Here is an 18,757-nt window from a genome sequence, read left to right on the forward strand (position 1 = left end):
GAACGGAGAGAGCGCTACTACTTCGACCGCTGCACCGCCGGCTTGTCGCACTGTTGCCTTGCCGCCGACAGATTGTGCGCGGTGTTGATCAGCGCGATGTGGGTCAGCGCCTGCGGGAAATTGCCGGTCTGGCGCCGGGCGACTGAATCGTATTCCTCGGCCAGCAGCCCGACGTCGTTCGCGATGCCGGCCACGCGATCGAGCAAGATCTGCGCCTTGTCGAGATCGCCGGCGAGCACATGGGCATCGGCGAGCCACAGGCTGCAGGCCAGGAACGCGCCTTCGAGCGGCGGCTGCCCTGCAGGCAGCTCGCGCGGATCGTGCCGCAGCACGAAGCCGTCGCGCACCAGACATGTCTCGACCGCGGCGATGGTGCCACGGATGCGCGGGTCCGACGGCGGCAAAAAGCCCACGGCCGGCAGCAGCAGCACGCTGGCATCGAGCAATTTCGAGCCGTAGGATTCGACGAAGGCATTTTCCTCCACGTCGAACCCCCGGTTGCAGACGTCGCGATGAATGGCCTCGCGCAACGTACGCCAGTGCAGCAGCGGCGCCTTGAAGCCGAAGGTCTCGGCGCTCTTGATGCCGCGGTCGAAGGCGACCCAGGTCATCACCTTGGAGAAGACGTAGTGCCTGGGCTGGCCGCGCCGCTCCCAGATGCCGTGATCGGGCCGGTCCCAGACTTCGGCCAGATGATTGAGCACGGCACATTCCAGCGCCCATGTCGTTTCGTCGTCCAGCTTGAGCTTGGCCATGCGCGACTGGTGGAAGGCGTCGATCAATTCGCCATAGACGTCGAGCTGGAGCTGCGCATGGGCGGCATTGCCGACGCGCACCGGCTTGGCGCCCTCATAGCCCTCGAGCCAGCCCGCCTCCCATTCCAAGAGCCTCCGCTGGCCCCAGATGCCGTACATGATCTGCATGTTCGCCGGCGAGCCGGCCGCCGCGCGCAGCAGCCAATTGTGCCAGGCCAGGGCTTCCTCGGTGTATCCCGAGTTCATCAGCGCCAGCAGCGTGAAGGTGGCATCGCGCAGCCAGCAGAAGCGATAGTCCCAGTTCCTGCTGCCCCCGAGCTTTTCCGGCAGCGAGGTGGTGGGTGCCGCGACGATGCCGCCGGTCGGCGCGAAGGTCAGCGCCTTCAGCGTGATCAGCGAGCGCATGACGAGGTCTTGATAGTCGCCGTCGCGGGTGCAATGGCCGCACCAATCCTGCCAGAACTTTTCGGTGTCCTGAAGCGCGATCTCCGGATCGATCGGCGCGGGCGGCTCCAGATGCGAGGGGCCGTAGGTCAGCACGAAGGGTACCGTCTCGCCGGCCTTCACCTCAAAATCGGCAACCGTGGTCAGATCCTCGCCGCGAGTTTCGACAGGCGTGCGCAGCACGGTCATATCCTGGCCGGCGATGGCCATCAGCGAATGGTCGATCCGCCGCACCCAGGGGATATCGATGCCGAAGCCGAAGCGGATGACGAGCTCCATCCGCATCTTCACCGCGCCGCTGACGCCGCGGACTAGCCGCACGATGTCGGACGCCTTGCCGCGCGGCGGCATGAAATCGATCAGCGCGACTGTGCCGCTCTTCGTCTCGAAACGCGTTTCGAGGATGAGAGTGTTGCCGAGATAGCGGCGTGAGATGCTGGTGACGTCCTCGGCCGGCGTAACCAGCCAGCGGCCGTTCTTATCGCTGCCGAGGATGGCGGCAAAGCAGGCATCGGAATCGAAGGCGGGCCAGCACAGCCAGTCGATCGAGCCGTTGCGCCCGACCAGCGCCGCGGTCTCGCAATCACCGATCAGCGCATAGTCCTCGATCCTCTGAGACAACGTCGTGCGAGCCTTGAAAACAGCCCCTCGGAAGCCCTTACGCCGTCAACTCCCGCCATTCAACGAACGTTCCCGCGTCGCTGCTCGCAAGGCCGTGAGATCGACCTTCGCGGCGATCTTGTCGAGCGCGACAGGAAGGCGCTGGCGCCAGTTCGGATGTTCGTCGATCGTGCCGGGAATGTTGGGCTGGTCGATCACGCCGAGCAGATCCTCCATGGAGACCGCGAGCAGCCGCGACGGCGTGCGCGACAGGAAGGCGAGCACCGAATAGAGGTCGTTGGCACGAATGCCGTTCTGGCGCAGGATCTCGTCGAGCCTGCCGAGCGCATCCCAGCGCGCCTGGTCGTTCTCGCCGGGATCGAGCCCGAGCGAGCGCTTCATCTTCAGGTCGCCGAAGGAGCGCCAGCCGGCATAGGTCGACAGGTCATGCGTGTTCAGCGTGACCAGCGCGTTGGGCCGGTAATGGTCGACATTGCGGAAATGGCCGGCATCGTCGCGCTCGAACATCATGACGAGATAGGACCAGATGCCGAAATCCTGCATGGTCTCGCGAAAACCTTCCGGCACGGTGCCGAGGTCCTCGCCGATCACGATGCATTTGTGGGCCGCGCTCTCGCGCGCCACGGCGCCAAGCAGCGCCTCGAACGGCATCTGCACATAGGCGCCGTTATCCGGCTTGAAGCCGCGGGGCACGAGATAAAGCCGCTTCAGGCCCAGCACGTGATCAAGCCTGATCGCGCCGGCATGGCGCATCGAGGCCGCCAGCATGTCGGCGAACGGCACGAAGGATTGCGCTTCCAGGCCGCCGGCGTTGAAGCCGGCAAGGCCCCAGTCCTGGCCGATGGTGTTGAGCACGTCGGGCGGCGCGCCGACGGCGAGATGACGGGAGATCGCCATCTGCTCGTTCCAGGCATCGAAGCCGTTGGACTGCACGCCGACGGCGACGTCGAGATAGAGCCCGACGCGCATGCCGAGCTGGCTGGCAAGCTCCTTGGCAGCATGCAGCTGGCTATCTGCGGTCCATTGCACGAATTCGACGAACTCGACCTCGCGCTTGTCAGGCCCATTGCGCAAGCTGGCGCATTTCGCCTCGTCCGGTTGCTGCCATTCAACCGGCCATTCCCACCATGGCGCGGTGAAACGATGGCGCAGCACCTCGAAGCAGGCGAAGCGGGACAATAGCGGCGCGCGGGCGGCGCGGAAGGCGTCGAACGCCTTGCGGCGCGCCGCGCTTGCCGTCGTCACGAAGCTGTCAAAGGCGGCGCGCAGGCCCAGCCATTTCAACGCCGCCATGTCGGCATAGGGGACGCGATCGCCTTGGCGCAGACGGGCCGCGGTCGCGGCCGCGTCGGGCACGAGGTCTGCCGAGAATTCGGGAATGGCTTCGACGTCGATATAGAGCGGATTGAGGAACAGCCGGCTATTCGGCGAGTAGGGACTGCAATCGGCCGGGTGGTCGTCGAACAGGACATGCAACGGATTGAGTCCGACACCGTCAGCCCCCAGCTGCTTTGCGAGCCGGACGAGATCGGCGAGATCGGTGAAATCGCCGATGCCCCAATTGCGGTCCGAACGGACGCTGTAGAGCTGCACGGCAAGCAGCCAGCCGCGATCGAAATCGCCGCCGAAGGCGCGCTCGGGCGCCACGATCATCGGCACCTCTTCCGTCACACCTTCGGCATCGGTCAGTGTCAACCGGTGATAGCCGAGCGGCAGGCCGGCAGGCCAGGCGATCACGGGCTCGCGCGTCTCGCCCTCGGCGGTCACCTCCCCCTTTGTGGCCAATTTCCACTTCAGCGGCGGCGCGCCGATCGTCGCCAATTCGGTGCGCGGATGCCCCAAGGCGCGGACCACGACCGGCCCGCTGACGAAGCGGTAAACCCGCTTCTCCGGCAGGGCATCGAGAATGGATTTGAGGGCCACGGGATCGGTGACCCGCAGCTTTCCGAGGGCGTCGATGAATTCGGATTGAACGCCCTTGATCCGGGCTTGAGCTAAAAGATCCATTCGGCACGCAGCTTGCAGGCCACCCTTTTGCCGGGGGCATCGATTTTAACGAGACGGTGGAAGACGTTAGTCAGCCCTAACTCGCGGACCGCGCTACCCGTTCCCGAGGGAACTAATGACACACAACCGGCTTTCTATATAGGTACCAAGCGTAGGTTCCCGACAAGGGAAACGGGCTCCTGCTTTCTTGTCAATGGCATCACCGTGAACAAGACAATTCAAACTGTCGAAAGTGCCGCAGCCGGCAGCGCTTTCCTGATCGAGGACGTCTATCCCGCAATCGACGCCGGCCGCTTCGCGGTGAAGCGGATCGCGGGTGAGCGCATGGAGGTGTGGGCCGATGTCTACCGCGATGGCGATGCCGTGGTCGGGGCCGCGCTGATCTGGCGCCGCGAGCAGGACCGCGACTGGAAGCGCGAGCCGATGGACCATCGGGGCAATGACCGCTGGTCCGGCGGATTCACACCCGTTGAGCCCGGCCAACATGTCTACGCGATCGAGGCCTGGACCGACGAGTTCGCCACCTGGTCGCACGGAGTCGCGCGCAAGCAGCGAATGGGTGCCGATGTCAGCCTCGATGCGATCGAGGGGGCCGGGCTCCTGACCAAGGCGCATGGCGCGCGACAGGACGCGGCGGCGGTCATCGTCAGACAGTGCGAGGATTATCTTCAGACCGGCGACGTCGCCTCGCTGCTTGCGGCCGAGCTCGGCAATGCCATGGCAGAGAGCCAGTCCCGGCCAGACCTGACCCGCTCGCAGCCTTTCCCGCTGACCGTCGACCGCGACAAGGCGCGCTTCGGCGCCTGGTATCAGATGATGCCGCGCAGCCAGAGCCAGGTCGCCGGCCAGCACGGGACGCTGCGCGACTGCATCGCCCGCGTGCCCGATATCGCCGCGATGGGTTTTGACGTGCTCTATTTCACGCCGATCCAGCCGATCGGCCGCAGCCGTCGCAAGGGCCGCAACAATGCGCCGGTGGCAACCGACGGCGAGCCCGGCTCGCCCTACGCGATCGGAGCCGCCGAGGGCGGCCACGATGCGCTGCATCCCGATCTCGGCACCATCGAGGATTTCCGCGCGCTGGTTGCGACCTGCCTGGAATACGGTCTCGAGCTCGCGCTCGATTTCGCCGTGCAATGCTCGCCCGACCATCCCTGGCTGACGCAGCATCCGGAATGGTTCAAATGGCGGCCGGACCGCTCGGTGCGGACCGCGGATGGACCCTATTCGGACATCGTGATCCCCGATTTCGACTCCGTCGACAGGGCCGGGCTGTGGAACGGGTTTCGCGATGCCATGCTGTTCTGGATCGACAAAGGCGTCACCATCTTCGCCATCGACAACCACGACACCGCGCCGCTTGCATTCTGGGACTGGCTGATCCGCGACATCCGCCGCCGGCATCCCGAGGTGATCCTGTTCTCCAAGACGTTTGCCCGGCCGAAGCTGATGAAAGGCCTCGCCAAGCTCGGCTTTGCGCAGTCCTTCACCTACTTCCCCTGGCGCACGACAAAGTGGGAGCTGGAGCAATATCTCGGCGAGCTGACGCGCTATCCCGAGCGCGACTTCTATCGCCCGAACCTGTTCGTCAACACGCCCGACCTGCTGCCCTATCATCTCCAGGGCGGAGAGGCCTGGGCGTTCAAGTCGCGCGTTGCGCTGGCGGCGACATTGTCGGGCAGCTACGGCGTTTACAGCGGGTTCGAGCTGCTGGAACACGAGGCGATGCCCGGCCGCGAGGAATATCTGGATTCCGAGAAATACCAGCTCCGGCAACGCGACTGGGACCGGCCCGGCAACATCAAGTCCTACATTGCCGGTCTCAACCGCATCCGCAACGACAATGCCGCGCTCCAGCAAACGGCAAATTTGCGGTTTCTCGGCATTGAGGACGGCGAGACGATCGCCTTCGTCAAAGAGGCGGCCGAGCCGGCCAACACCGTCGTCATCGTGATCGCGCTTTCGGGCCATTTGCGCGAGTGCTGGCTGCCGCTCGGCGACGTCACCGTTGACGCCGGCGGGCAGCGGCACCATGTGACGACACTCGAAAACCTTCTCACCGGCGAACAGTCCCACATCGAATGGGGCGGGATCAGGTTGCGTATCGATCCCGACCGCGATCCGGCGCTCTTGTTCCGCTGCCTGGCGTAAGGGGCCACGCCATGAATGTTCTGTCTTCCGTCGACACCAAGAAGCTTGAGGCTGCTGAGATCGTGGATGAGCTCTGGTACAAGGACGCCATTATCTATCAGCTCCACGTCAAGGCCTTCGCCGACAGCAACAATGACGGGATCGGCGATTTCGCCGGCCTGACCGAGAAGCTGCCCTATCTCCAGGAACTCGGCGTCACCGCGCTGTGGCTTTTGCCGTTCTACCCTTCGCCCGGCCGCGACGACGGCTACGACATCGCCGACTACGGCTCGGTCAATCCCGATTTCGGGACGATGAAGGACTTCAAGCGTTTCATCCAGGAAGCGCAGAAGCGCGGCCTGCGCGTCATCACCGAACTCGTCGTCAACCACACCTCGGACCAGCACAAATGGTTCAAGCGCGCGCGCCGCAGCCATCCCGGCTCCAGCGCCCGCAACTGGTATGTCTGGAGCGATACCGACCAGAAATACCAGGGCACGCGCATCATCTTCACCGACACCGAAAAGTCGAACTGGACCTGGGATCACGAGGCCGGCGCGTTCTACTGGCACCGCTTCTTCTCGCACCAGCCCGATCTCAATTTCGACAATCCGCGCGTGGTCAGCGCGCTCATCCAGGTGATGAAGCGCTGGCTGGACGCCGGCGTCGACGGCTTCCGGCTCGACGCCATTCCCTATCTGTGCGAACGCGACGGCACCAACAACGAAAATCTCCCCGAGACGCATGCGATCATCAAGCGCCTGCGCCACGAGCTGGATTCCTACTCCAAGGGCAAGCTGCTGCTCGCCGAGGCCAATCAATGGCCGGAGGACGTGCAGGAATATTTCGGCCGTGGCGACGAGTGCCACATGGCCTACCACTTCCCGCTGATGCCGCGCATCTACATGGCGATCGCGCAGGAGGACCGCTTTCCGATCACCGACATTCTGCGCCAGACGCCGGACATTCCGGCAAGCTGCCAATGGGCGCTGTTCCTGCGCAACCATGACGAGCTGACGCTGGAGATGGTCACCGACGTCGAGCGCGATTATCTCTGGACCACATACGCCAACGATCCCCGTGCCCGCATCAATGTCGGCATCCGCAGGCGCCTTGCGCCGCTGATGGACAATGACCGGCGCAAGATCGAGCTGATGAACTCGCTGCTGCTGTCCTTCCCCGGCACGCCGATCATCTATTACGGCGACGAGATCGGGATGGGCGACAACATCTATCTCGGCGACCGCAACGGCGTCCGCACGCCGATGCAGTGGAGCCCTGACCGCAACGGCGGCTTCTCATGCTGCGACCCGGCCCGCCTCTACGCGCCGCTGATCATGGATCCCGTCTACGGCTACGAATCGGTGAATGTGGAGGCGCAGTCGCGCAGCCTGTCGTCGTTGCTCAGCGCCACCAAGCGGCTGATCTCGGTGCGCAAGTCGACGCTCGCTTTCGGCCGCGGCACCATGACCTTCATCCGCCCGGCCAATCGCGCCGTGCTCGCCTATGTCCGCCAATACCGCGACGAGGTGATCCTCTGCGTCGCCAATTTGTCGCGCGCAGCGCAAGCGACCGAGCTCGACCTGTCGCCGTGGAAGGACCGCATCCCGCAGGAGATGCTGGGACGGACGCGTTTTCCGGCGATCGGCGAACTGCCCTACATGATCACGCTGGGGCCCTACGGCTTCTACTGGTTCCAGCTCCAGGAGCGCGACAAGTCCGAGCCGGTGACGCCGCGCGCGGTGCCGGAGTTCGAGACGCTGGTGGTGCCGGTGAACTCGAACTGGGTGTCGCTCGCCCGCGAGCGCGGCGTGTTCGAGCGCGACGTGCTGCCGGGATTCTTGTCGCGGACGCGGTGGTATCCCGAGCACAATCCCAAGCACATCAAGACCGCGCTGACCTCGGCGGTGCCGTTCTGCGACATCGGCGACAACAGGCCCTGGATCGCGTTCTTTGAGAGGCCGGACCAGGACGCTGCGCCGCGTTACGTGCTGCCGATGCAGATCGAGTGGGTGCGCTTCGACCGCGAGCGGTTCAACCCGAAGGCGCTCGCCGCCGTGCGCCAGGGCGCGCGCGAGGGCACGCTGCTCGACGTGGCGACCGATCAGATCTTCATCGGCCTGTTCCTGCGCAACCTGTCGCAGAACCTGGTGGTGGAAGAGAACAATCTGCGGCTGGAGTTCAAGGCGACCAGCCGATTCGCCGATTACACCATCAAGGAGCCCGAACGCATCCGCGCGATCGAGCAATCGAACAGCACCGCGCTGGTCGACAACCAGTACGTCGCCAAGCTCTACCGCCAGCTCGAAAGTGGCATCAATCCCGAGATCGAGATCGGCCATTATCTCACCGAGGTCGCGCGCTTTGCCAATACGCCGGCGTTGCTCGGCAGCGTCGAGCTGGTCGAGGGCGATCAGCGCAGCACGCTCGGCGTGCTCCATGCCTATGTCGAGAACCAGGGTGACGGCTGGACCGTGACCACGGGTTATCTCGATCGCTATATCGACGAGCAACGCGTGTTGTCGGCAGGCGAAGCGCCGCGCGAGACCCAGGAGCAAGCGCCTTATCTGCACTTCATCGCGCAGATCGGCCGGCGGCTCGGCGAGTTGCATGTTGCCCTGGCGGCGGCAAAGCCGGACGATCTCGCCCCGGAGCCGATCGGCTCTGCGCACGTCAAACGCCTCGTGTCCGACCTCAAGGCGCGGGCCGAGCGGATTTTCGAACGGCTGGCCGACAGCCGCGACGGCCTGCGGGAGGCGGACCGGCCGCTGATCGACCAGCTCGCCGCCGTGCGCGCGTCCCTGCCCGCCACCCTGAATGCGCTATTGCCTTCCGGGATCGGCGGGCTGAACATCCGTCATCATGGCGACTTCCGCCTCGGGCAGACTCTGATCGTGAAGGACGATATCTTCATCATCGACTTTGACGGCAATCCCCGTGTGCCGCTGGCCGACAAGCGGCGCAAGCTGCCTGCCGCGCGCGACGTCGCCGGCCTGATCCGCTCGATCGATCTTTCGGTTAACGCGGCGCTGAGCCGCGCACTCACGGGTGCCTCCGACGAGCAGGGCCGGATCACCGCCGCGCTCGACGAATGGCGCGAGCGAACCGCCGCAACCTTCCTGTCCGCCTATCGCGAGGCCGTGACCGATCGACGGCTGTGGCCGGAGGATCGGCAATCCGCAGAAGGCCTGTTAAGGTTTTTCCTGCTTGATCACGCCTTCGATGAAGTAGAGTACGAGCTGTCCAACCGGCCTGAGGGGCTCCATGCGCCGCTGACCGGACTGCTTCGCATTCTGTCCAGTGCCGGGAGCGAAGCCCATGCCTAAACTGCCTGCCGAGGCCTATGCGATCATCGAGGGCCGCCACTCCGACCCCTTCCACTATCTCGGGCTGCATCCCGAGGGCGGTAAAAGCGTGGTGCGCGCCTTTCTCCCCGAGGCCTCGAATGTCGAGGCAGTCGGCGAGCGTGGCGAAGTCGCTCCGCTCGACCGCGTGCACGATTCCGGCCTGTTCATCGGCGCCCTGCCCAATGGCTCGAAGCACTATCAGCTGCGCGCAAAATTCGGCGGCAACGTCGTCGAGTTCGAGGACGCCTACCGCTTTCCGCCGATCCTGACCGATTTCGACCTCTATTTGCTGGGCGAAGGCACCGATCAGCGCCTTTACGACAAGCTCGGGGCGCATCCGATGCGGCTCGAGGGCATCGACGGCATCGGCTTCGTGGTGCTGGCGCCGAACGCACGCCGCGTTTCCGTGGTCGGCGATTTCAATTTCTGGGACGGACGTCGCCATCCGATGCGGGTGCGCGGCGCCGGGTATTGGGAATTGTTCATTCCGCATGCCAAAGCCGGCGATCACTACAAGTTCGAGATCATCGGGCCGCACGGCCATCTGCTTCCGCTGAAATCAGACCCGATGGCCTTTGCCAGCGAAGTCCGGCCGAAGACGGCCTCCATCGTGTTCGACGAGGCGGATCTGGCGCGTCCGCGCCCGGCGCCTGACGGCATCAACGCGCTGTCGGCGCCGATGTCGATCTACGAGGTCCATCTCGGCTCGTGGCGTCGCAAGAACGGCGATGAATGGCTGACCTATCGCGAGCTGGCCGAACAGTTGCCGGCCTATGCCCGCGACATGGGCTTCACCCATCTCGAATTCCTGCCCGTGAGCGAGCATCCCTTCGATGGCTCCTGGGGCTATCAGCCGACCGGCCTCTATGCGCCGACCAGCCGCTTCGGCACGCCGGAGGATTTTGCCGCCCTCGTCGATGCCTGCCACCGCGAAGGCGTCGGCGTGCTGCTCGATTGGGTGCCCGGTCACTTCCCCGACGATCCGCACGGGCTCGGCAGCTTCGACGGCACCGCGCTCTACGAGCACGCCAACCCGCTCCAGGGCCGCCACCTCGACTGGGGCACCTTGATCTACAATTACGGCCGCACCGAAGTGACGAACTTCCTGGTGTCGAACGCGCTGTTCTGGATGGAGCGTTATGCCATTGACGGCTTACGCGTCGATGCCGTCGCGTCCATGCTCTATCTCGACTACAGCCGGCCGCCCGGCGCCTGGATCCCGAACCAATATGGCGGCCGCGAAAACATCGAGGCGATCAACTTCCTGCGCCGCTTCAACACGGAAGTATTCGCGCGCTTCCCGCAGGCGACCACGGCGGCCGAGGAATCCACGGCCTGGCCGCAGGTCTCACGCCCGGTCGAATTCGGCGGGCTCGGCTTCGGCTACAAGTGGAACATGGGCTGGATGCACGACACGCTGAACTACATCAGCAAGGATCCGATCCATCGCAAGCACCATCACGGCGACATCCTGTTCGGCCTGCACTACGCCTTCTCGGAAAACTTCATCCTGCCGCTCTCGCATGACGAGGTCGTGCACGGCAAGCGCTCGATCCTCGGCCGCATGCCCGGCGACGAGTGGCAGCGCTTTGCGAATTTGCGCGCCTATTACAGTTTCATGTTCGGCCATCCCGGCAAGAAGCTGTTGTTCATGGGCGCGGAAATCGCCCAGAGCCGCGAATGGAATCACGACCAGTCGCTCGACTGGCACCTGCTCGAATACAAGTATCATTCCGGCATCCAGTCACTGATCCGCGACCTCAACCGGCTCTACCGCGCGGTGCCGGCGCTGCACCAGATGGACTGCGACCAGGCCGGCTTCGAATGGCTGATCACGGATGATGCCAACCGCAACGTGTTCGCCTGGCTGCGCAAGGGATTCGACGAGCAGGCGCGGTGTCTCGTCATCATCAACTTCTCTCCCAATGTCTATCGCAACTATCGCGTTCGCGTGCCCTTTGCCGGCAAATGGAAGGAAGTGTTCAATTCGGACTCCGCCCATTATGGCGGCAGCAATGTCGGGAACATCGGCGAGGTTCATGCCGTTGAAGGCAAGGCGCCCGAGCTCCGCCTCACCATTCCGCCGCTCGCCGCGATCTTCCTCGTTCCGGAAAGCTGACACATGCGCCTGACTGCTGGATCGCCTGCACGCCTCGGCGCAAGCTGGGACGGACGCGGCACCAATTTCGCGCTGTTCTCCGCGAACGCACAGAAGGTGGAACTCTGCCTGTTCGACGCGCAAGGCCGCCGCGAGCTCGAACGCATCGAGCTGCCTGAAAGAACCGAGGATGTCTGGCACGGCTATCTCAACGACGTCTCGCCCGGCCAGCTCTACGGCTATCGCGTGCACGGCCCCTACGAGCCTGAGCACGGCCACCGCTTCAACGCGAACAAGCTGCTGCTCGACCCCTATGCCAAGCGGCTCGCGGGACGCCTGGTCTGGAGCGATGCGCATTTTGCCTACCGCACCGGAAGCGCGCGCGAGGATCTCTCCTTCGACCGGCGCGACAATGCCCGCGGCATGCCCAAGGCCGTCGTGGTCGACGAGACCTTCAACTGGGGCCGCCGCGAGATCCGTCCCAACATCCCATGGGAAGACACCGTCATCTACGAGGCTCACGTCAAGGGTTTGACCCAGAAGCGCGACGACGTGCCACCGAACCTGCGGGGCACCTATGGCGGGCTGTCTTCGCCGGCGATGATCGAGCACCTGAAGAAGCTCGGCGTCACCACGGTCGAGCTGCTGCCGGTGCACAGCTTCGTCGACGACCGCATCCTGGTGGAGAAGAAGCTCGCCAATTACTGGGGCTACAACTCGCTCTCGTTCTTCGCGCCGGAGCTGCGCTACGCCCAGGACAACGCGCTCGACTCCTTCCGCACCACGGTGGCGCGCCTGCACGATGCCGGCATCGAGGTGATGCTCGACGTCGTCTACAACCACACCGCCGAAGGCAACCATCTTGGTCCGACGCTGTGCTACCGCGGCATCGACAACGCCTCCTATTACTGGCTCAACCGCGAGAACCCGCGCTATTACGACGACTTCACCGGTTGCGGCTCGTCGGTCAATCTCACCCATCCGCGCGTGCTGCAGATGGTGATGGATTCCTTGCGCTACTGGGTCGAGGTCTGCCACGTCGACGGCTTCCGCTTCGACCTCGCCACCACGCTCGCGCGCGGACCGAACGGTTATGATCGCGGCATCTCGTTCTTGACCGCGATCCGGCAGGATCCGGTGCTCGCGACGGTCAAGCTCGTCGCCGAACCCTGGGACCTTGGCCTCGGCGGTTACCAGGTCGGCGCATTCCCCTCGCAATGGTCGGAATGGAATGATCGCTATCGCAGCGCCATGCGCCGCTACTGGAGCGGCGAAGGCAGCCTGATCGGCGACATCTCCAGCCGGATGACGGCATCCTCCGACCTGTTCAACCATGACGGACGGCGGCCGCGCGCCAGCATCAATCACATCACCGTCCACGACGGCTTCACGCTCGCCGACCTCTTCAGCTACAACGAGAAGCACAACGAGGCCAACGGCGAGGACAACCGCGACGGCTCCAACGACAACCACAGCAACAATTGCGGTGTCGAGGGTCCGACCGACGATCCTGATATCATCGCCCTGCGCCGCCAGCTTCGCAAGAACGTGCTGGCCTGTCTGATGCTGGCGCAGGGTGTTCCGCTGATCCTCGCCGGCGACGAGGTCGGCAACTCGCAATCCGGCAACAACAACGCCTATTGCCAGGACAACGAGATCGGCTGGGTCGGCTGGGACAATCTCGGCAAAGAGGGCGACGACATGGTCGATTTCGTCGGCCATCTCGCCGACATCCGCCGCCGGTTCTCGCAACTTCGCAGCCATCGCTGGCTCGACGGCCGCCCCGCAGACGGCGTGTCGTACGGCGCATTGTGGCTGACACCTGCGGGTGACGAGATGACGGAGAACGACTGGAAATTCCCGGAGGGAAGATTCCTCTCCTATGTGATGGGCCCGATGGAACCGGGTGGGGCCGCGATCTTTATCGTACTGAACGCCGCCCCCGAAGAGATCGCATTCAAATTGCCCAAAATGCCCGAATACAAGAGCTGGCAGCAGATCTTGAACACGACCGATGCCAAGCTGAATACGGTCGAGTTCCCGCCCGGGAGCGATAGCAAGGCGCCGCCGCGCTCCGTACTCGCCTTCGCGGGGGCGCTATGAGGCCATCCTTCGGGGCGAGGCCGACAAAGGACGGCGTGTCGTTCCGCCTGTGGGCGCCTGGCGCTCGCCGTGTCGACCTCCTGCTCGACCGAAGACACGCGATGCAGCGCCGGCAGGATGGCTGGTACGTGGCGGATATTTCCGGCCTCACCGCCGGCAGTCCCTACAAGTTCAGGATCGACGACGAGATCGAGGTACCCGATCCCGCCTCGGCCTTTCAGCCCGAGGATGTGTTCGGCCCGAGCGAGGTGATCGATCACGACGCCTTTTCGTGGCGTGCGCGCGATTGGCGCGGCCGGCCCTGGGAAGAGACGGTGCTGATCGAGACCCATGTCGGCACCTTCACCTCCCAAGGCACTTACCGCGCCATGATCGACAAGCTCGATCATCTTGTCGCAACCGGCATCACCGCGCTGGAATTGATGCCGCTGGCCGATTTCGCCGGGCGCCGCGGCTGGGGCTATGACGGCGTGCTGTGGTACGCGCCCGACAGCGCCTATGGCCGGCCCGAAGACCTGAAGACGCTGATCGACGAAGCGCATCTGCGCGGGCTGATGGTATTCCTCGACGTCGTCTACAATCATTTCGGGCCCGAGGGGAATTATCTCGGCCGCTATGCGCCGACCTTCTTCACCGATGCTCACACGCCCTGGGGCAGTGCGATCGACTATCGCGTGCCGCAGGTGCGCGCATTCGCGGTCGAGAACGCGCTGTCCTGGCTCAGCGACTACCGTTTCGATGGCCTGAGGCTGGATGCCGCCAATCACATCATGGCGATCCCCGGCGAGCAGTCGATGCTGCAGGACCTCAGCGTCGCCGCCGGCGAGCTTGCCAAGGCCACGGGGCGGCACATCCATCTCGTGCTGGAGAACGGCGACAATCGCGCCAGCCTGCTCGACGCGGCGCAGGAGCCGCCGAACGGCAAATATCGGGGACAGTGGAACGACGATTATCACCACGTCTGGCACGTGATGCTGACCGGCGAGCTCGCCGGATACTACGCGGATTATCAAACGCCACGGCTCGATCTCGCCCGCGCGCTGGCCTCCGGCTTCGTCTACCAGGGCGAGGTTTCGGAGTTCTGGGGCAAGAAGCCGCGCGGCGAGCCGAGCGGCAAGCTGCCGCCGGCGACCTTCGTCAATTTCCTGCAAAACCACGACCAGATCGGCAATCGTCCGCTCGGCGACCGGCTCGAGAGCCTGGCATCATCGCAGCAGATCGAAGCGGCGCTTGCAGTGACACTGCTCGCGCCGATGGTGCCGATGCTGTTTCAGGGCGAGGAATGGGGCTCCACGGCGCCTTTTCCGTTCTTCTGCGATTTCCACGGCGAACTCGCCGATGCCGTCCGCAAGGGGCGTAAGCAGGAATATGCCTGGGCTTACGAGAAGTACGGCGACGAGGTGCCCGACCCGCTCGATCCGGCAACGCTGCAATCGGCCGTGCTCGACTGGACCGGCCGCACGCCGCAGCAGGACGCGCGGCTCGCGCTGGTCCGGGAGCTGCTTGCGCTTCGCCGCAAGGAGATCATGCCGCGGCTGAGGGGCGCGAGTTTCGGCGAAGCCGAGGCGGCCGACAGCGGCCTGCTCACCGCGCATTGGCGCATGGGCGACGGCACGGTGCTGCGCCTGACCGCCAACCTGTCGGACCACGGGATCGTCTCCAATGTCAGCGCGGGTACGCCGATCTGGGGCGGCGAGACCGGCGACCGGCTTCCGCCCTGGTCGGTGGTCTGGCGCCTCGGAGGTTAGGATGCCTCCCGCCATTCCGCTCGCGACCTATCGGCTTTTGCTCACCGCGGATTTCGACTTCGACAAGGCGGCCGCGGTGGTCCCCTATCTGAAGGCGCTGGGGATCACGCATCTCTATGCCTCGCCGGTGATGAAGGCGCGCAAGGGCTCGACCCATGGCTACGACACCGTCGATCACAGCCAGTTCAATCCGGAGCTTGGCGGCGAGGCCGGCTTCGCCCGGCTGAGCGAGGCGCTGACCAAGCACGACCTCGGCCTCATCATCGACTTCGTACCCAACCATGTCGGCGTGCATTTTGCCGACAATCCCTGGTGGCTCGACGTGCTGGAATGGGGCCAGGCTTCGCCCCACGCGGTCTCCTTCGACATCGACTGGGATCAGCTCGCCTATCGCGCCCGCGGCGGTGTGCTGCTGCCCATCCTCGGCGCGTCCTATGGCGAGGCGCTCGAGCGCGGCGACATCGAGCTACGCTACGATCCAGACCAGGGAAGCTTCTCTGCCTGGTATTTCGAGCATCGCCTGCCCGTCGCGCCGGAGCGCTATGGCGAGATGCTGCGCATGATCGTGAAGGAAGCGGATGCCGCCGAGACGGAGGCCGGCAAACTTCTGCTGTCGCTTGCGGCGCGCTATACGGGATTGCGTCGTCCCAATCGCAAGGAGGCACCGGCGTTCAAGACCGAGCTCAGGGAGATCCCTGGTGCTGCCGAGGTGATCGCACGCGGCCTTGCCGCCTATCGTGCCGCCAAGGATCGTCCCGCGCAGACGCTGGCCCTGCACCATCTGCTGGAGCGCCAGCACTACAAGCTCGGGCACTGGCGGCTTGCCTCCAGCGATATCAACTATCGCCGCTTCTTCGACGTCAACGGGCTCGCAGGTCTGCGCGTCGAGGACGCGAGCACCTTCGCCGCCACGCACCGGCTGGTGAAGCAGCTCATCGCCAGCGGCAAGCTGCAGGGCATCCGGCTCGATCACATCGACGGCCTGCGCGACCCCGCGCAATATTGCCAGCGGCTGCGCCGGCTGGTGCGCGACGCGCAAGGAAATACAAAGCCGTTCTACACCGTGATCGAGAAGATCCTGTGCGAGCACGAACGCCTGCCGCACCTCGCCGGCGTTCAGGGCACCACCGGCTATGAATGGATGAACGTCATCACCCATGCGCTGGTCGAGGCCGGGGGCCTGGGGGCGCTTGACGAGACCTGGCGGCAGGTCAGCAACCGGCCGCCGCGGCTTGCGCCTTACGTCAAGGACGCCAAGCGGCGCGTGCTGGAGACGCTGCTCACCAGCGAATTCACCGTGCTGACCCGCCTGCTCGCGCGCATCGCCAACGGGCATTACTCGACGCGCGATTTCTCCGCCGACAGTTTGCGGCAGGCGCTGGAGCTCTATGTGCTGCATTTCCCGGTGTACCGCACCTATCTGACCAACAGCGGCCCGACCGCGCCCGACCGCAAGCTGATCGATGACACCATCGCGCGCGCCCGCGCGGAATGGTTCGCCGCGGACGAAGGCATCTTCGACTTCCTGCGCGACGCGCTGACCATGGACCTGCTCAAGCCCGGCCGCCCCCCGCACAGCGCCCCGCGCGTGCGTCGTTTCGCGCTGAAGGTGCAGCAATTCACCGGGCCGATGATGGCGAAGTCGCTGGAGGACACCGCGTTCTATCAATTCCACCGGCTGCTCGCGCTGAACGAGGTCGGCGGCGATCCCGCCAGCACCGGGCTCACGATTTCCACCTTCCACGAGACCATGCAGGCCCGCGCCAAGGAATGGCCATTGGGAATGACGGCGACCGCCACCCACGACACCAAGCGCGGCGAGGACGCCCGCGCGCGCATCGCGGCGATCAGCGAGATTCCCGGCGAATGGACCAGCGCGGTGGCGCGATGGAAGGTGCTGAACGCGCCACACCTCACGCTCCATGGCAATTACCGCGCGCCGTCGGCGACGTTCGAATACATGCTCTACCAGACCCTGCTCGGAGCCTGGCCGCTGCAGGGACCGGTCGATGCCGGCTTCGTCGAGCGCATCCAGGCCTATGCGCTGAAGGCCGCGCGCGAGGGCAAGGAAGAGACGAGCTGGCTCAACCCGCATGAAGCCTATGAGAACGGCGCCAAGAGCTTCATCGACAAGATTCTCGATCCCGCACTATCCGGTGAATTCCTGGATTCACTGCAAACGCTGGCCCGGCGCCTGGCGCTGCTCGGCGCCTTGAATTCTCTGAGCCAGCTCACCCTCAAGGCCACCTTGCCCGGCGTGCCCGACTTCTACCAGGGCACCGAGTTCTGGGACCTGTCACTGGTCGACCCCGACAACCGTCGCCCGGTCGATTTTGGCGCGCGGCACGCGGCGCTGAGTTCACTGGACGATCCGGATTGGCGTGGCCTGACCAAGAGCTGGCCCGACGGCCTGATCAAGCTGGCCTGGACACGGCGTCTTCTCAAGCTGCGCAATGAACTCGCCGACGTCTTCGCTCAAGGCGACTATCAGCCGCTGGCGGTGCGCGGCGCCCATGCCGACCATGTCATTGCCTACGCCCGGCGCCATGGCCGCGCTGCGGCGATCGTCGTGGTCGGGCGCCAGTTCGCGCCGTTTACCCAAGCGGGCCGGGAATGGCCCGCGGTGGAGGGAATTGACGCGACCGTCGATATCACGGGCTATGCCGCGACAGGCCATGAGGGCCACGAACTGCCGGTCACGCAGGCTTTCCGTGATTTTCCCGCCGCTGTCATCGAGGCCCGCACGGCAAGCGCCATCAGGCCCGCGCGCCCGCGCGTGCGCGCCTGAAGCTACTTTCCGTCGTCCTTGGTCAGCAGCAACTGCCCGCGCTTCCTGATCGTGGCCTGCGCCATCTCGGCAAAGCGCTGCAACAGCCAGGGCAGCACCACCTGGACCTTGACATGGTCTTCGGCGACGTCGACCTGACCCGTCGCGATCTGCCCGAGCGCGCGAATGCGAAAGGCCATGCTGTCGCCGGTCCAGCGTTCCTCCTCGACCTGCATCACCGGAATGCTGGCTGCCGCCCGGCCGAGCCCGGTCTTGAGCCGGCGGACCGCCTCCTCGCGGCCGAGATGATGCGGAATTGAAACGACAAGCGGTGCTGACATGGCCCTGCCCCGTGATGATCGATCCTCACATAGTCATGCCGGACGACGCGGCAAAGGTTCCATGCAACTTGGACCTGTGGCCCTGTTTCAAAAACGGAACCTAAAACCCTGCGGCAAGTTGCCCTCGCACGAGGGGACAGGTGCAAACGACCCTTGCAACAAAGGGCTGAGGAGATTCGCATGTCAATCGGTACGATCATTCTGATCATTCTGGTCATCGCCCTGCTTGGCGGCTTCAGCGGCATCGGCGGCGGCCCGTTCTACGGCACCGGCTATTACGGCGGCGGCGGCCTCGGACTGGTCATCGTCATTCTGCTGATCCTGCTGCTGATGGGACGGATCTAGCGACCCAGCGAGGATTTCGTAGCAACCATTAAAGCACGCCCGATTTCCGCG

At 64.7% G+C, this 18,757-nt stretch carries 10 protein-coding genes; 7 read left to right on the top strand and 3 right to left on the bottom strand.

All coding sequences use genetic code 11. The features are described 5' to 3' along the window. Positions 1–17: 17 nt before the first annotated feature. Entirely contained in the window at positions 18–1,820 is a 1,803-nt protein-coding gene (locus IC66_RS0137015; RefSeq protein ID WP_038950968.1) for a glycoside hydrolase family 15 protein, read from the bottom strand. 45 nt (positions 1,821–1,865) lie between these two features. Further along, the gene (gene malQ, locus IC66_RS0137020) at positions 1,866–3,827 is read right to left on the bottom strand and encodes a 4-alpha-glucanotransferase (protein ID WP_038950969.1); all 1,962 of its coding nucleotides are present in this window, start codon (positions 3,825–3,827) and stop codon (positions 1,866–1,868) included. 204 nt (positions 3,828–4,031) lie between these two features. Here malQ and IC66_RS0137025 point away from each other — a divergent pair, with 204 nt between their 5' ends. Genes IC66_RS0137025 through treY form a run of 6 tightly spaced genes read left to right on the top strand, consistent with a single transcriptional unit; the run spans position 4,032 to position 18,041 of the window. After that, positions 4,032–5,978 carry a maltotransferase domain-containing protein gene (locus IC66_RS0137025; protein ID WP_038950970.1) on the top strand — a complete coding sequence of 649 codons (1,947 nt, stop codon included), beginning with the start codon at positions 4,032–4,034 and terminating at the stop codon, positions 5,976–5,978. Positions 5,979–5,989: 11 nt separating this feature from the next. Continuing rightward, positions 5,990–9,283, top strand: a complete 3,294-nt coding sequence (gene treS, locus IC66_RS0137030) for a maltose alpha-D-glucosyltransferase (protein ID WP_038950971.1) — start codon at positions 5,990–5,992, stop codon at positions 9,281–9,283. After that, positions 9,276–11,423 (top strand): 1,4-alpha-glucan branching protein GlgB, encoded by a 2,148-nt coding sequence (gene glgB, locus IC66_RS0137035; RefSeq protein ID WP_028145676.1) that lies wholly within the window; start codon positions 9,276–9,278, stop codon positions 11,421–11,423. Before treS ends, glgB begins: the two co-directional genes overlap by 8 nt. A 3-nt stretch (positions 11,424–11,426) precedes the next feature. After that, positions 11,427–13,505 (top strand): glycogen debranching protein GlgX, encoded by a 2,079-nt coding sequence (gene glgX, locus IC66_RS0137040; RefSeq protein WP_028145677.1) that lies wholly within the window; start codon positions 11,427–11,429, stop codon positions 13,503–13,505. Beyond that, positions 13,502–15,253: a malto-oligosyltrehalose trehalohydrolase gene (gene treZ, locus IC66_RS0137045; RefSeq protein ID WP_028145678.1), complete on the top strand. Its 1,752-nt coding sequence runs from the start codon at positions 13,502–13,504 to the stop codon at positions 15,251–15,253. The genes glgX and treZ overlap by 4 nt, the downstream gene beginning before the upstream one ends. A 1-nt stretch (position 15,254) precedes the next feature. Then, entirely contained in the window at positions 15,255–18,041 is a 2,787-nt protein-coding gene (gene treY, locus IC66_RS0137050; RefSeq protein WP_038950972.1) for a malto-oligosyltrehalose synthase, read from the top strand. A gap of 2 nt (positions 18,042–18,043) precedes the next feature. Here the strand turns inward: treY and IC66_RS0137055 are convergent, their stop codons facing one another. Continuing rightward, positions 18,044–18,361 carry a polyhydroxyalkanoic acid system family protein gene (locus IC66_RS0137055; protein ID WP_028145680.1) on the bottom strand — a complete coding sequence of 106 codons (318 nt, stop codon included), beginning with the start codon at positions 18,359–18,361 and terminating at the stop codon, positions 18,044–18,046. Positions 18,362–18,541: 180 nt separating this feature from the next. On the opposite strand from IC66_RS0137055, the gene IC66_RS44020 reads away from it, so the two are divergent. Further along, positions 18,542–18,706 carry a DUF3309 family protein gene (locus IC66_RS44020; protein WP_018318514.1) on the top strand — a complete coding sequence of 55 codons (165 nt, stop codon included), beginning with the start codon at positions 18,542–18,544 and terminating at the stop codon, positions 18,704–18,706. Positions 18,707–18,757 lie beyond the last annotated feature (51 nt).

Source organism: Bradyrhizobium genomosp. III (genome assembly GCF_000261705.1).
In the GTDB taxonomy this organism is placed as follows: Bacteria; Pseudomonadota; Alphaproteobacteria; order Rhizobiales; family Xanthobacteraceae; genus Bradyrhizobium; species Bradyrhizobium ottawaense.